The sequence below is a fragment of the Pseudomonas sp. B33.4 genome, from assembly GCF_034555375.1.
Classification (GTDB): domain Bacteria; phylum Pseudomonadota; class Gammaproteobacteria; order Pseudomonadales; family Pseudomonadaceae; genus Aquipseudomonas.
The window spans coordinates 5,400,789-5,415,501 of sequence record NZ_CP140706.1 but is presented as its reverse complement, the minus strand read 5'-3'; the positions used below and the strand labels follow the sequence as shown (position 1 = coordinate 5,415,501).

General features: G+C 59.7%; 11 protein-coding genes. 4 read left to right on the top strand and 7 right to left on the bottom strand.

Features of this window, described 5'->3' with window-relative positions; translation table 11 throughout:
• Positions 1 to 3 precede the first annotated feature (3 nt).
• The 4 genes from U6037_RS23810 to lpxC all read left to right on the top strand — a co-directional run bounded on the left by U6037_RS23810 (position 4) and on the right by lpxC (position 4,470).
• Positions 4 to 870, top strand: a complete 867-nt coding sequence (locus U6037_RS23810) for a cell division protein FtsQ/DivIB (RefSeq protein WP_322844743.1) — start codon at positions 4 to 6, stop codon at positions 868 to 870.
• 15 nt (positions 871 to 885) lie between these two features.
• Positions 886 to 2,145 carry a cell division protein FtsA gene (ftsA, locus tag U6037_RS23805; protein ID WP_007916987.1) on the top strand — a complete coding sequence of 420 codons (1,260 nt, stop codon included), beginning with the start codon at positions 886 to 888 and terminating at the stop codon, positions 2,143 to 2,145.
• Between the two features lie 104 nt (positions 2,146 to 2,249).
• Positions 2,250 to 3,446, top strand: coding sequence for a cell division protein FtsZ (gene ftsZ / locus U6037_RS23800; RefSeq protein ID WP_007916986.1), 1,197 nt, complete (start codon positions 2,250 to 2,252; stop codon positions 3,444 to 3,446).
• A gap of 112 nt (positions 3,447 to 3,558) precedes the next feature.
• Complete coding sequence (lpxC, locus tag U6037_RS23795) at positions 3,559 to 4,470, top strand: UDP-3-O-acyl-N-acetylglucosamine deacetylase (RefSeq protein WP_007916984.1); 912 nt, start codon at positions 3,559 to 3,561, stop codon at positions 4,468 to 4,470.
• A 176-nt stretch (positions 4,471 to 4,646) separates the two neighbouring features.
• Here the strand turns inward: lpxC and U6037_RS23790 are convergent, their stop codons facing one another.
• The 7 genes from U6037_RS23790 to U6037_RS23760 form a co-directional block, all read right to left on the bottom strand.
• Positions 4,647 to 6,155, bottom strand: coding sequence for a sensor domain-containing diguanylate cyclase (locus U6037_RS23790; protein ID WP_322844742.1), 1,509 nt, complete (start codon positions 6,153 to 6,155; stop codon positions 4,647 to 4,649).
• A gap of 209 nt (positions 6,156 to 6,364) precedes the next feature.
• Positions 6,365 to 7,681 (bottom strand): OprD family porin, encoded by a 1,317-nt coding sequence (locus U6037_RS23785; protein ID WP_322844741.1) that lies wholly within the window; start codon positions 7,679 to 7,681, stop codon positions 6,365 to 6,367.
• Between the two features lie 197 nt (positions 7,682 to 7,878).
• Positions 7,879 to 8,100: a hypothetical protein gene (locus tag U6037_RS23780; protein WP_322844740.1), complete on the bottom strand. Its 222-nt coding sequence runs from the start codon at positions 8,098 to 8,100 to the stop codon at positions 7,879 to 7,881.
• 298 nt (positions 8,101 to 8,398) lie between these two features.
• Entirely contained in the window at positions 8,399 to 9,763 is a 1,365-nt protein-coding gene (locus U6037_RS23775; protein ID WP_064120504.1) for a heavy metal sensor histidine kinase, read from the bottom strand.
• On the bottom strand, positions 9,753 to 10,430 hold the full coding sequence (locus U6037_RS23770) for a heavy metal response regulator transcription factor (RefSeq protein WP_007916978.1): 678 nt from the start codon (positions 10,428 to 10,430) through the stop codon (positions 9,753 to 9,755). Before U6037_RS23770 ends, U6037_RS23775 begins: the two co-directional genes overlap by 11 nt.
• A gap of 9 nt (positions 10,431 to 10,439) precedes the next feature.
• Complete coding sequence (locus U6037_RS23765) at positions 10,440 to 13,541, bottom strand: multidrug efflux RND transporter permease subunit (protein WP_322844739.1); 3,102 nt, start codon at positions 13,539 to 13,541, stop codon at positions 10,440 to 10,442.
• The gene (locus U6037_RS23760) at positions 13,538 to 14,698 is read right to left on the bottom strand and encodes an efflux RND transporter periplasmic adaptor subunit (RefSeq protein ID WP_322844738.1); all 1,161 of its coding nucleotides are present in this window, start codon (positions 14,696 to 14,698) and stop codon (positions 13,538 to 13,540) included. The genes U6037_RS23765 and U6037_RS23760 overlap by 4 nt, the downstream gene beginning before the upstream one ends.
• Positions 14,699 to 14,713: the final 15 nt, after the last annotated feature.

Below are 14,713 nucleotides of genomic sequence, written 5' to 3'. Positions count from 1 at the left end.
ACGATGCAAGGCGCTCAGCTCCGACATCAGCCTCCCGCACCCGGCCGCAAGCCGGTGCCGCGGGGTGCCAGCCGCATGGTGGCGAAAGAGCCGATGTCCGCGCGCCTGCCGAAAGCCAATTTCGGTTTTCTGCGAAGTCTGTTCTGGCCGGTGCTGTTGGTCGCGCTGGGCTTTGGTACATACGAAGGGGCAACGCGTCTGCTGCCCTACGCCGACCGGCCGATCACCAAGATCGCCGTGCAGGGCGACCTGAGCTACATCAGTCAGCAAGCGGTGCAGCAGCGGATCGCGCCGTACGTGGCGTCGAGCTTCTTCACCATCGACCTGGCCGGCATGCGCACCGAGCTTGAGCAGATGCCGTGGATCGCCCACGCCGAAGTACGTCGTGTGTGGCCGGACCAGGTGGTGATCCGCCTCGAAGAGCAACTGCCGGTGGCGCGTTGGGGCGACGAGTCGTTGCTGAACAACCAGGGCCAGGCGTTTACGCCCAAGGAACTGGCGAACTACGAACATCTGCCACAGCTGTTCGGTCCACAACGGGCCCAGCAGCAAGTCATGCAGCAGTATCAGGTGCTGAGCCAGATGCTGCGGCCATTGGGCTTCTCGATTGCGCGCCTGGAATTGCGTGAACGCGGGAGTTGGTTCCTTACTACCGGTGCTGGCAGTTCCGGCCCCGGCATCGAGTTGCTGCTGGGACGCGGCAACCTGGTGGAAAAGATGCGCCGCTTCATCGCCATCTATGACAAGACGCTTAAAGACCAGATTACGAACATTGCGCGCATCGATCTGCGCTACGCCAACGGCCTCGCTGTTGGCTGGCGGGAACCAGTAGCGCCGACGACAGCCCAACCCGCTGTCGCAAAGAATTAAGAAGAGGCAGGACCCATGGCAAACGTGCAAAGCGGCAAAATGATCGTCGGTCTCGATATCGGCACCTCCAAGGTGGTGGCGCTGGTCGGCGAGGTCTCCGACGACGGCTCGCTGGAAATCGTCGGGATCGGTACCCATCCGTCCCGTGGCCTGAAGAAGGGCGTGGTGGTCAACATCGAGTCCACCGTGCAATCGATCCAGCGCGCGATCGAAGAAGCCCAACTGATGGCGGGCTGCCGCATTCACTCGGCGTTCGTCGGCGTGGCGGGCAATCACATCCGCAGCCTGAACTCCCACGGCATCGTCGCGATCCGTGATCGCGAAGTCAGCTCGGCCGACCTTGAGCGCGTTCTTGACGCCGCTCAGGCCGTGGCGATCCCGGCTGACCAGCGTGTGCTGCACACCTTGCCGCAGGATTACGTGATCGATAACCAGGAAGGCGTTCGCGAACCACTGGGCATGTCCGGCGTACGTCTGGAAGCCAAGGTTCACGTGGTCACCTGCGCCGTCAACGCCGCACAGAACATTGAAAAATGCGTGCGTCGCTGCGGTCTGGAAATCGACGACATCATTCTCGAGCAACTGGCCTCGGCTTACTCGGTCCTGACCGACGACGAGAAAGAACTGGGCGTGTGCCTGGTCGACATCGGCGGCGGCACCACCGACATCGCGATCTTCACCGAAGGCGCGATCCGCCACACCGCGGTGATCCCGATTGCCGGTGATCAGGTGACCAACGACATCGCCATGGCGTTGCGCACCCCGACCCAGTACGCCGAAGAAATCAAAATCCGCTACGCCTGCGCCCTGGCCAAACTGGCCGGTGCCGGTGAAACCATCAAGGTGCCGAGCGTCGGCGACCGTCCACCGCGCGAACTGTCGCGTCAGGCCCTGGCCGAAGTGGTCGAGCCGCGTTACGACGAACTGTTCACGCTGATTCAGGCCGAGCTGCGTCGCAGCGGCTACGAAGACCTGATCCCGGCCGGCATCGTCCTCACCGGCGGTACGTCGAAGATGGAAGGCGCCACTGAACTGGCCGAAGAGATCTTCCACATGCCGGTCCGTCTGGGCGTGCCGCATGGCGTGAAAGGCCTGGATGACGTGGTGCGCAACCCGATTTATTCCACTGGCGTTGGCTTGTTGATGTACGGCCTGCAAAAGCAGTCCGACGGGGTTTCGTTCTCCGGCATCGGCAGCCGCGACAGCTACAGCAACGAAGAGCCACAGGCGCCGTTGCTGGACCGATTGAAGAAGTGGGTTCAAGGCAACTTTTAAAAGCAGCTCGAAGCGTCAAGCTTCAAGCGGCAAGCAGTAGCAGTAGATGCACCGCGACAAAAATGCAGTAGGCGAAAAAACTAGAGAATGTAAGGAGAGGGAAAATGTTCGAACTCGTAGACAACATCCCCGCAAGCCCGGTAATCAAAGTTATCGGTGTTGGCGGTGGCGGCGGCAACGCTGTCAATCACATGGTCAAGAGCAACATCGAAGGCGTTGAGTTCATCTGCGCCAACACTGATGCTCAAGCGCTGAAAAACATCGGCGCGCGCACCATTCTGCAACTGGGCACCGGCGTGACCAAAGGTCTGGGCGCCGGCGCCAACCCTGAAGTAGGTCGTCAGGCCGCTCTCGAAGATCGTGAGCGCATTGCCGAAGTCCTGCAGGGCACCAATATGGTGTTCATCACCACTGGCATGGGTGGCGGTACCGGTACCGGTGCTGCGCCGATCATCGCCGAAGTGGCCAAGGAAATGGGCATTCTGACCGTTGCTGTAGTAACGCGTCCGTTCCCGTTCGAAGGCCGCAAGCGTATGCAGATCGCCGACGAAGGCATCCGCATGCTTTCGGAAAGCGTCGACTCGTTGATCACCATTCCCAACGAGAAGCTGCTGACCATCCTCGGTAAAGACGCCAGCCTGCTGTCGGCTTTCGCCAAGGCAGACGATGTACTGGCCGGTGCCGTTCGCGGTATCTCCGACATCATCAAGCGTCCGGGCATGATCAACGTCGACTTCGCCGACGTGCGTACCGTGATGAGCGAAATGGGCATGGCGATGATGGGCACTGGCTGCGCCAGCGGTCCGAACCGTGCACGTGAAGCCACCGAAGCGGCGATCCGCAACCCGCTGCTGGAAGACGTGAACCTGCAAGGCGCACGCGGCATCCTGGTGAACATCACCGCCGGTCCTGACCTGTCCCTGGGTGAGTACTCCGACGTGGGTAGCATCATCGAAGCCTTTGCTTCCGAGCACGCAATGGTCAAGGTCGGTACCGTTATCGATCCGGACATGCGTGACGAACTGCACGTAACCGTGGTTGCCACTGGTCTGGGCGCGAAAATCGAGAAGCCTGTAAAGGTCATCGACAACACCGTTCATACCTCCATGGCTTCTGCTCAGGTACAACAACCGGCTGCGGCCCGTCAGGAAGCGCCAGCGGTGAACTACCGTGATCTGGACCGTCCGACCGTCATGCGCAACCAGGCTCAGGCCGGTGCTGCGGCTGCCGCGAAGATGAATCCGCAAGATGATCTGGACTATCTGGACATCCCGGCTTTCCTGCGTCGTCAGGCCGATTGATGGAATGTATCAGGGCTATGAAGGTGATTGGTGTTCAGCAAAGGCTCGGTCTGCTATTATCGCCAGCCTTTGTTGATACCAGTTCGCAATTTGCGCTGAAGCGGCCCAAGCCATGATTAAACAACGCACACTGAAAAATATTATCCGTGCCACAGGTGTAGGCCTGCACTCCGGTGAGAAGGTCTATCTGACCCTCAAGCCTGCGCCTGTCGACACTGGCATTGTGTTTTGTCGCGCTGACCTCGACCCTGTGGTGCAGATTCCTGCCCGCGCGGAAAACGTCGGTGAAACCACTATGTCGACGACGCTGATCAATGGCGACGTCAAAGTGGACACGGTAGAGCACTTGCTCTCGGCCATGGCTGGCCTGGGCATCGATAACGCCTACGTCGAGCTCTCCGCGTCCGAAGTCCCGATCATGGATGGCAGCGCTGGACCCTTCGTATTCCTGATTCAATCGGCAGGCCTGGAAGAACAGGACGCCGCCAAGAAATTCATCCGCATCCTGCGTGAAGTGACAGTGGAAGACGGCGACAAGCGCGCCACTTTCGTCCCTTTCGAAGGGTTCAAGGTGAGCTTCGAGATCGATTTCGATCACCCGGTATTCCGGGACCGCACCCAAAGTGCAAGCGTGGATTTTTCCAGCACTTCGTTCGTAAAAGAAGTCAGCCGCGCCCGTACCTTTGGTTTCATGAGTGATATCGAGTACCTGCGCAAGCACAACCTCGCACTCGGCGGCAGCGTTGAAAACGCAATCGTGGTCGATGCTGATGGCGTGTTGAACGAAGACGGCCTTCGCTATGAAGACGAATTCGTGAAGCACAAGATCCTCGATGCCATTGGCGACCTGTACCTGCTGGGTAACAGCCTGATTGGTGAGTTCAAAGGCTTCAAGTCCGGTCATGCACTGAACAACCAGCTGTTGCGCAAGTTGATTGAGCAGACAGACGCTTGGGAAGTGGTGACGTTCGAAGACGCCAGTACTGCACCAATCTCTTACATGCGCCCGGTTGCGGCGGTGTAAGTAAAAAACCTCTCTAGTTTTTTGAAGGCCATCCTCGGATGGCCTTTTTTTATGCCCTTGGTTTTTGTGTTGCCTGGGCCGGCCTCATCGCGAGCAGGCTCACTCCTACATTTGGAATGCATTCCCCTGTAGGAGTGAGCCTGCTCGCGATAGGGCCGGTGAAGCCAATACATCTATCAGGCCGCCACCACCACCCGATTCCGCCCACCTTCCTTGGCCTGATACAACGCCTTGTCCGCCGCAAACAGCAACTGTTCCAGCGTCATCTCACTCGCCGCCGTCCCCGTCGCGATGCCAATACTCACCGTCATCGGCCGCTCGGCCCCGTCGACCAATGGCAACTGCTCCACCGCCTGACGAATATGCTCGGCAATCTGCTGCGCGCCATGACCGTCGGTCTCGGCGAGAATCACCGAAAACTCCTCACCGCCATAGCGCGCGACCAGATCTGCCGGTCGCCGTACGTTCGTCGTGATCACCTTGGCCAGTTCGCGCAACGCTTGATCCCCGGCCTGATGCCCATGTCGATCATTGAAGGCCTTGAAGTGATCGGCATCGATCATCATCACCGACATCGGTTTGCCCGAGCGTTGGGCGCGGAACCACTCATGACGCAGTGCCTGATCGAGCATTCGCCGATTGGCCACGCCAGTCAGCGCATCGGTAGCAGCCAGTTGCGCCAGCTCCCGCTCGGCACGCTGGCGCAAACGCAACTCGCGGGCCAGTAGCCAGGTCAGCCATAGCAAGCCCACGCACAGCACCCCCGTGGCGCCGCTGATCAACATCGCGGTGCGCCGCCAGGTGCCGAACACTTCATCGCTGGACAGTGCAACCATCACCGTCAGCGGCAAATTGCCGACCCGCGAATAGGTATAGAGGCGCTGCTGCTGGTCCATGCTCGAGGTACTGGTGAAACTGCCATTGCCATCCTTGTCGCGCAGGATCCGTATCACGTTGGGCCGGTTGCCGAAGCTCTTTCCGATCGAATCGCTTTGCAGATAGGGCTTTTGCGCCAGCAGAACACCGTCGTTGTCGATAATGTTCAACGTGCTGTCCTTGCCGATGTCGAGGCTGTTGAACAACTGATCGAAGTAATCGAGCTTCATCGACGCCACGGCCACTCCGGCGAACTCACCGGTGTCCGAGGAAATCCGTCGGCTGAAGCTGATGCGCCACTGATTGGCTTCATCGCAGTCGCAACGGGTCTTGAACGGGCGGCTGATAAACATGCCGACATCGCGATTGAACGCGTGGGCGAGGAAATAATCGCGGTCGGCAAAGTTGCCCGGTTTCGGCTCGACTCGCGAGGAATCGGCAATTACATCCCCATGCTTGTCGAGCAACAGAATATCGCCCTTGAATCGCGCCGTGGTTGAGCGGTCAAACAGCGCCAGATGGCGGATCTGCGGCGAAACATCTTGCAGGTCATCGCGCTGGGCGGCGGCGATCAGGCCTTGCAGGGTCAAGTCGTACAACTCGACCGTGCGTAGCACATCGGCATCAATCAATTGAGCGATGGTGGTGGCGCTGCGGGTTGCCGATTCCCGAGCGTTGGCGTGCTCGCGGATCAGCAGGAAAGTGACAATGCACACAATCGCGATCACGGTCAGCAAACTGCCGCAGATCAGCAGCAGCTCGGGGCGTCCGGTCTTGCCCGCAACGGGTGGGGTACGGCTCGCGATCATGATTGGGCTGTCGGTTGGGGGGAGTCTTATAAGCGTAGTAGGCGAAACACTGCAGCCGAAGCCAGAAACCATTCCCAATGTGGGAGCGAGCCCGCTCGCGAAAGCGCTGTGTCATTCAACATAGATGTTGAATGGTAGACCGCTTTCTCGAGCAGGCTCGCTCCCACAGGGTGCATCACTGAAATCAGGACGGTGTTATGGCGCCGATCTTAGAAGACGTTGATCGGGTAGTCGATGATCACGCGGTACTCATCTGTATCTGAATCAATCACGCCGTAACCGTTGCCGCCACGGTTGGTCGCCCATTGCAGGTGCACCGCCAGATCCTTGGCCTGACCGCTCTGCACGACGTATTTCAGATCGAGATCGCGTTCCCAGTGTTTGGCGTTGCGGCCGTCGGCGCTGTACCAGTTGGAATAGCCTTTGCTGTCGGTGTCGACCTTGCTCAGGTCTACTGTTCCGCGCGAGTAGGAGACCGACGAGGTCAGTCCCGGCATGCCGACACCGGCGAAGTCATAAGCGTATTTGAGCTTCCACGAGCGCTCGTTCGGGCCGTTGAAGTCGGAATACTGCTGCGAGTTGTCGAGGTAAACGCTGTCGCCCTGGCTGATGTAGTCGAACGGCGTGTTGCCATTGACCCGCTGATACGCAGCAGTGACGCTGTGGTTACCGATACCCACGGTTAAATGCAGGCTGTAGGTGTTGTTGTCGATGTTGCCCAACAGCGCATCACCGGTGTCTTGCGTGTGATAGAAGTGCAAACCCGGATTGAGGCTGACCAGATCGCTCAACTGCCAGGTGTAGTCGAGGTCGTAGTAGTACTGGTTCCAGATGTCCTTGAGCTCAGAAGCGTAGAGGCTGCTGGTCAGACCTTCGACGCCGCTCCACGCCGCACCGGCCCAGTTCAGGTGCTGGCTCTCGTCGCCGTCAGCCAAGGTGCCGTAGGAAGTGCCAATGCGCGTGTGGCCGCTTTGGTTGTACGGCTTGGTGAAACTGGCCTGACCGCCTTCGATCAACCAGCCATCAAAGCTGTGGTTGGTCAGGCTCACACCACGAAACGTCTGCGGCAGCATGCGCGTGTCACCGCCAGCGATGACCGGGTTGGTGAGGAACAGGTCTCCGGCCTTCAACTCGGTATCGAACGCACGTATTTTCAGCGTGCCACCTGCGGTGGAAAAAGCCCCCGGCGCTTTGCCGCCATTCTCTCTGACCGGCAGGATGCTCGAACCGTCCGTGCCGCCACCACCATCGAGCTTCAGCCCGAGCATGGCGTGGGCATCAATACCGAAACCGACCGTGCCTTCGGTGTAACCCGACTTGAAAATGCCAAGAAAGCCCTGGCCCCACTCGATGTTGTCGTCCGCTTTCTGCAAGCGGTTGCGATTCATGTAGTAGTTGCGGGCGTTGAGGTTGAGGCTCGAACCTTCGACGAAACCTTCTTTGGCAGGCTCGTCGGCGTGAGCGGCAGGGGCAATCGTTGCGGCAATTGCAATGAACAACGGAGAGAAGCGGACTGGGTAACGCACTTGCGATGGAGCTCCTTGGGTCAACTGGCCCCTCAATGTCCTGAGGGGCGTGATGTTTCTTGTTGTTACAGACGAACCAAACGGCTTTCAGACCACAACGAAAAAAGGCCGCTGAAAGGCAGCGGCCTGGAATGACGACGGTTGAACGGGAAGAGCCAAACAACCGCGTCGAGGGAAACGTTGGCGCGGTGCGCGACTCAGCTGTCTTTCTCGGCCGCTTGGGCCTGGGAAGTGGCAGCCTGCGGGGCTTGCGAGGCGTTTTGTGCCTTGGCCATCACTTCGGCCTGATACTGATCGTAGGCCTGAGCGCGAGCGACGTTGTGCGCCACGAACGACTGCGATTCTTCGGCCATCGCCATTGGCGACAGGATCAATGAGGACAAAACGAACGCGCTGGCAATACCCATACTGTTGGACATCTTGAAAACCTTCTCGCTTGGCGAGTGCTGTTTGGTGCGGGCAAAGATAAGGTTGCCGGGCGTTGGGAAACAGCGTGATTTTCATAAATGACTGTTACAGCAAGAGCAAAAATCACCCCCTCACCCCAGCCCTCTCCCGGAGGGAGAGGGAGCTGACCGAGGTGTCTGGCGCTGTACATCGACCTGAAAGATCGAGTCGATTATGGATTCGGTGAATCAAGATCAGGTCGGTGCACATTTGCAGCATCCCCCAATCAGTCCCCTCTCCCTCTGGGAGAGGGTTAGGGTGAGGGGCTTTTCAGACCGGCAAATAAATCCCGAAGGTATTCATCCCCCGATCACTGCGCACAAACACATCCCCGCCATGCATCAGCGCAATCGCCTTGACGATCGCCAACCCCAACCCATGGTTATTACCACTGTTGCTACGCGACGCATCCACCCGATAAAACCGTTCGAACAAGCGTGGCAAATGCTCGCTGGCAATCGGCGATCCCGGGTTGGCCACACCAATACTCACCTGGTGCGCTTCAACCTCAATGCGCACCTCGATCACCTGACCCGCGCCGGTGTGCTGCACCGCATTACTCAACAAATTGATCAACGCCCGGCGCAAATGCGCGACCTCGATCTGCACCAGCGCATCACCGCTGACCTGCACTTCAACCTGCGCATCTTCAAGAATGAAATCCAGATATTCCAGCGTCGTCGCCACTTCATCGGCCAGCGACGTCGAAGTCAGTTTAGTCGCCTTGTTACCCTGATCGGCACTGGCCAGAAACAGCATGTCATTGATGATCGAACGCAGCCGTTCCAGCTCTTCAAGATTGGATTGCAGCACCTCGAAATAGTGTTCGGCAGAGCGCCCACGGGTCAGCGCCACTTGCGTCTGGCCAATCAGATTGGTCAGCGGCGAACGCAGCTCATGGGCGACGTCGGCGTTGAACGACTCCAGTCGCGAATAGGCCTGTTCAACCCGTTCCAGCGTCGAATTGAACGAGTCGACAAACTGCTCAAGCTCCGGTGGCAGCGGTGACAAACGCAAGCGCCCGGCGCGTAGTGGTGGCGCCAATCGCTGAGCCTCGTGGGACAGTTTGATCAGTGGCTTGAGACCAATCCGCGCCACCCAATAACCCAGCGCCGAGGCCATCAACACACCGACAATCGCCAGCCCGATCAGCGCGATCAACAGATTGTGCTGAGTCTCATGAAACGTCTCGGTATCGATGCCGATCATGAAGCGCAGCGGCGGACGTTGATCCTTGGCCGGCAGCTCGGTGAGCAACACTTTCAGCGGATAGGGATGGTCGGGTAACTGCAGGTCATGCATGCCCAACGGGCCTTGAGCGAACGCGCGAATCGCCGCATCGGGCTGACCATACTCGTAACCCGGATCGCCACTCACCACCCAGAACCGAATGCGTTTGTCTTCCTCGCCAAGCAGCTTCAACTTGGCGTTGATCTTCACCCAGTGCTCTGGCGTGCCGAAGCGATTGAGCGCCGATTCGAGCACGCTGTAACGCGCATCCAGCTCGGCTTCCGGGAGCAATCCCAAGCCTTTGTCGACCTGCTGGTACAACGCGCCGCCGATCAACAGAAACACCAGCAGCGCCACCAGCGTGAACATGCCGCTTAAACGTAGGGCAATCGAGTTACTGGACACCACGGCTCTCCAGCACATAACCCATGCCGCGAATGGTGTGCAGCAGTTTCTCGTCGAACGGCCCGTCGAGCTTGGCGCGCAGGCGTTTGATCGCGACTTCGACGACGTTGGCATCGCTGTCGAAATTGATGTCCCAGACCATCTCGGCAATCGCGGTTTTCGAGAGGATTTCACCCTGGCGGCGGGCGAGGACACTGAGCAGCGAAAATTCCTTGGCCGTCAGATCCAGACGCGTGCCGGCGCGGGTGGCCTTGCGGCTGATCAAATCGATCCACAGGTCGGCGATGCTCACTTGCACCGGTTCATGCCCGCCGCTGCGCCGGGTCAGCGCTTGCAAACGTGCGACCAGTTCGAGGAAGGAGAACGGTTTGCCGAGGTAATCGTCGGCGCCGTCGCGCAGGCCTTTGATGCGGTCTTCGACGCGCTCGCGGGCGGTGAGCATGATCACCGGGGTCTGCTTGCGCGCACGCAATGCGCGCAGCACGCCGAAGCCATCGAGGCCCGGCAACATGACGTCGAGGACGATCACCGCGTAGTCGCTTTCCAGCGCCAGATGCAGACCCTCGACGCCGTCGCGGGCCAGATCCACGGTGTAACCCTGTTCCGTCAGACCGCGGTGCAGATAGTCCGCGGTTTTTTCCTCGTCTTCGATAATCAGAACGCGCATGACCCTGCCTCAGTCTGTGGTCGCCAACGCCGGCAGGGGCGCAGGTTTGGGTCTATGGAAAAGTCGCTCAAGCCACAAGTATATGACCGGAGTGGTAAACAACGTCAGCATCTGGCTGACCAGCAAACCGCCCACCACCGCGATCCCCAACGGCTGGCGCAGTTCGGCGCCAGTGCCGTAACCGAGCATCAGCGGCAGGGCGCCGAGCAGGGCGGCGAGGGTGGTCATGATGATCGGTCGGAACCGCGTGATGCACGCCTCGAAAATCGCCTCCTGCGGTGACAGGCCTCGGTGTCGCTGGGCTTCGAGGGCGAAGTCGATCATCAGGATGCCGTTCTTCTTGACGATACCGATCAGCAGCACCAGCCCGATCAAGGCCATGATCGAAAAGTCCTGGCCGCAGATCCACAGCATGATTACTGCGCCCAAACCTGCCGCCGGCAGCGTCGAAATAATTGTCAGCGGGTGCACGAAGCTTTCATAAAGCACGCCAAGAATGATGTACACCGCCACCAGCGCCGCCAGAATCAGCCACGGCTGACTGGCCAGCGAACTCTGGAACGCCTGCGCCGCGCCCTGGAAATTGCCGCTGATCGCGGTGGGCATGCCGATCTCGGCCTTGGCCTGATTGAGCAGAATTACCGCATCACCCAACGCCACGCCGGGCGCGAGGTTGAACGACAGGTTGGCGGCCGGGAACATGCCATCGTGGGCAATCGACAACGGACCAATGGTCGGCGCGTCGAATTTGGCCAGCGCCGACAGCGGCACCATCTCGCCACTCAGCGGCGAACGCAGGTAAAAGTAGTTGAGGCTTTCGGCCTTGCCGCGCTGTTTGGTGTCCAGCTCCAGAATCACGTTGTACTGGTTGACCTGGGTCTGGAATTCATTGATCTGCCGTTGGCCGAAGGCGTCATACAGCGCCTCGTCGACATCGCTCGCGGTCAGGCCGAAACGTGCGGCAGCGCTGCGGTCGATGCTGATGTGGGTGATGCTGCCGCCCAGTTGCAGGTCGTTGGAAATGTCGCGGAACGCCGGGTTACTGCGCAGTTTTTCCGTGAGGCGTTGCGTCCATGTCGCGAGGGTTGCGCCGTCGTTACTCTTCAGCACGTATTGATACTGCGCGCGGCTCGGGCCGGAGCTGAGGTTGATGTCTTGCCCTGCGCGCAGATAGAGGACGATGCCGGGGACTTTCATCAGTTGTGGACGGATACGGTCGATGAACTGGCTGGCGCTGACGTCACGGTCGCCACGTTTTTTCAGGGCGATCCAGAAACGGCCGTTGGCAATGGTCTGGTTGCTGCCGGATACGCCGACCGAGTGTGAGAACGCCTGCACCGCCGGATCGGCGGCGACGATTTCGGCCATGGCCAAGTGTTTTTTCACCATGTCGCCGTAGGAAATATCCGCAGCCGCTTCGGTGGTGCCGAGGACGAAACCGGTGTCCTGCACCGGGAAGAAACCTTTCGGGATAAAGATGTAACCACCGATGGCCAGCGCCAGTGACAAACCGAATACGCCGATCATCAATTTCTGATGGGCGAGGGCACGGCGCAAACCTTTCTCGTACCAGCCGAGCAGGCGTTCGCTGAAGCCCGGTTTGTCGTGGGCGTGATGCACCGGTTTGCGCATGAACAATGCAGCGAGAGTCGGCGCCAGGGTCAGCGACACCACCACGGAAATCATGATGGTCGAGGTCGCGGTCAGGGCGAACTCCTTGAACAGTCGCCCGACCACACCGCCCATGAACAGCAGCGGAATAAACGCCGCCACCAGCGAGAAACTGATCGAAACCACGGTGAAACCGATCTCGCCGGCGCCTTTGATGGCAGCCTCGCGCATATCGTCGCCGGCCTCCAGATGCCGGTGGATGTTTTCCACCACGACGATGGCATCGTCGACCACAAATCCCACGGCGACGACGATCGCCACCAATGTCAGGTTGTTCAGGCTGAAACCGAGGATGTACATCAGGGCGAAACTGGCGATCAACGACACACCGAGTACCGCCGACACAATCAAGGTCGCCGACAATTGGCGCAGGAACAGCGCCATCACCGCGACCACCAGCAGGATAGCGATCAATAAAGTGATCTCGACTTCATGCAACGAGGCCCGAATGGTCTGCGTACGGTCGATCAGGGTTTTCACCTGCACCGACGCCGGTAACATCGCTTCGAGGCCGGGCAGGGCGGCTTGAATGCGGTCGACGGTTTCGACGATGTTGGCGCCGGGCTGGCGCGAGATCACCAGGTTCACACCGGGTTGATCGCCAGCCCACGCTTGCACGTAGGCATCTTCCGAACCGTTGACGACTTTGGCGACATCGCGCAGGTGAACCGGGGCGCCATCCTTGTAGGAAACGATGAGTTGGCTGTAGTCCTCGGGGTGGAACAACTGGTCGTTGGTCGACAGCGTCGAGATGCTTGACTCGCCGTACAGCGCACCTTTGGCCAGGTTGAGGCTGGTCTGCTGGATCGCCAGACGAATGTCGGCGAGGGTCAGGCCGATCGCCGCAAGTTTGTCTGCCGAGGCTTGCACGCGAATCGCCGGACGTTGCTGACCGGTGATGTTGATTTGGCCTACGCCGTCGATCTGACTGATCTGACGCGAGAGCAGGGTTTCCACCAGGTCGCTGAGTTCGGTGCCGGGCATTTGCGTCGAGCTGACGCTGAGGATCAGCACCGGGCTGTCGGCCGGGTTGACCTTCTTCCAGGTGGGCAGCGTCGGCATGTCCTTAGGCAGCTTGCCGGCGGCGGTGTTGATCGCCGCTTGGACTTCCTGCGCAGCAGTGTCGATGCTTTTATCGAGGGTGAATTGCAGGGTCAGCAGGCTGGAGCCCAGCGCACTGCTTGAGGTCATCTGAGTCATGCCGGGGATGGCGCTGAACTGCACTTCCAGTGGCGTGGCCACGGACGAGGCCATGGTGTCGGGGCTGGCGCCGGGCAACTGCGCGGACACCTGAATTGTCGGAAATTCCGCTTCCGGCAGTGGGGCGATTGGCAAGCGCGGGAAGGCAATCAAACCGACCAGCACCAAAGCGATGGTCAGCAGGATTGTGGCGACCGGGTGATCGATGCACCACGTGGAGACGCCTTTGTGCGCCTTCATGGCTTCGGCTCCGCTTGCACCACCTGCGGCGGCTCGCTCATGACCTGTACGGTCGAGCCGGGTTTAAGCCGCGACTGGCCATCGGTGACCAGCACGTCACCGGCCTTTACGCCTTTGATGATGTCCTGACCGCTGCCTTGGTAAATCATCTGTACTTGCACGGCTTCGACCTTGTCGCCGTTGACCCGATAAACGAAGTGTTGGTCGAGGCCACGTTGTACGACGGTGGGCGGAACCACCAGCGCATCTTTGTCTAGGGCTGTCTGAATTTTTACCGTGACCAGCAGGCCGGGCCAGAGCTTCTGGCTGGCGTTGGCGAATTCGGCTTTGGCGCGGATGGTGCCGGTGTTGGCGTTGATCTGGTTGTCGATCAGGGTCAGATGACCTTCGCCGAGCAGGTTGCCGGTTTCGCCGTCGGTGTCGGCGCCGATGTAGGCCTTGACCGGTGCGCGCTGCGGATCGTTGATCAGGCCTTGCAGGGTCGGCAGCATTTGCTGCGGCAACGAGAATTCGACGGCGATCGGGTCGATCTGGGTGACGGTGAACAGGCCGGCGGTGTCGGTCATGCGCAGGAAGTTGCCTTCGTCGACTGTGCGAATACCGACGCGGCCGGTGACCGGGGAGCGGATTTGCGTGTAGGAAAGTTGTACTTGCGCTGCATCGATGGAAGCTTGGTTGCCTTGGGCGGTGGCTTTGAGTTGGTTGACCAGGGCTTGTTGCTGGTCGTAGGTCTGCTTCGAGATGCCGTCGTCGACGGTGAGCAGTTTGTAGCGCTTGAGGTTGACCAGGGCGACTTGCAGTTGCGCCTGGCTTTCGCCCAGTTGGGCGCGGGCCTGGTCGAGGCTGGCGCGGATGGAGCGGTCGTCGATGGTGGCCAGCAGGTCGCCGGTTTTGACGAGTTGGCCTTCTTTGACGAGGATTTTGGTGAGGATGCCGTCTATTTGTGGGCGCACCACGACGCTGTGCAGGGAGAGGACGGAGCCGATGCCGCTGGTGTAGCGGGGGACGTCTTTTGCGCTGACCGCGATGACTCGCACGGGGATGGCGGTGGGGGTGGCGAGTTTGGTCGGGGCGGGTTTCAGGGCGTACCACAGACCTGCGCCTGCGAGGACGATCAATAGGGTGGCGAGCAGGGCTTTGTTCTTTTGGATTCGCATGCGGGGTGGGCGCCG

Excerpts from the sequence above, each read along its gene's own strand:
- ftsA (WP_007916987.1), top strand. The coding sequence starts at position 886 with ATGGCAAACGTGCAAAGCGGCAAAATGATCGTCGGTCTCGATATCGGC.
- lpxC (WP_007916984.1), top strand. The coding sequence starts at position 3,559 with ATGATTAAACAACGCACACTGAAAAATATTATCCGTGCCACAGGTGTA.
- ftsZ (WP_007916986.1), top strand. The coding sequence starts at position 2,250 with ATGTTCGAACTCGTAGACAACATCCCCGCAAGCCCGGTAATCAAAGTT.
- U6037_RS23790 (WP_322844742.1), bottom strand. The coding sequence starts at position 6,155 with ATGATCGCGAGCCGTACCCCACCCGTTGCGGGCAAGACCGGACGCCCC.
- U6037_RS23760 (WP_322844738.1), bottom strand. The coding sequence starts at position 14,698 with ATGCGAATCCAAAAGAACAAAGCCCTGCTCGCCACCCTATTGATCGTC.
- U6037_RS23765 (WP_322844739.1), bottom strand. The coding sequence starts at position 13,541 with ATGAAGGCGCACAAAGGCGTCTCCACGTGGTGCATCGATCACCCGGTC.
- U6037_RS23780 (WP_322844740.1), bottom strand. The coding sequence starts at position 8,100 with ATGTCCAACAGTATGGGTATTGCCAGCGCGTTCGTTTTGTCCTCATTG.
- U6037_RS23770 (WP_007916978.1), bottom strand. The coding sequence starts at position 10,430 with ATGCGCGTTCTGATTATCGAAGACGAGGAAAAAACCGCGGACTATCTG.
- U6037_RS23810 (WP_322844743.1), top strand. The coding sequence starts at position 4 with ATGCAAGGCGCTCAGCTCCGACATCAGCCTCCCGCACCCGGCCGCAAG.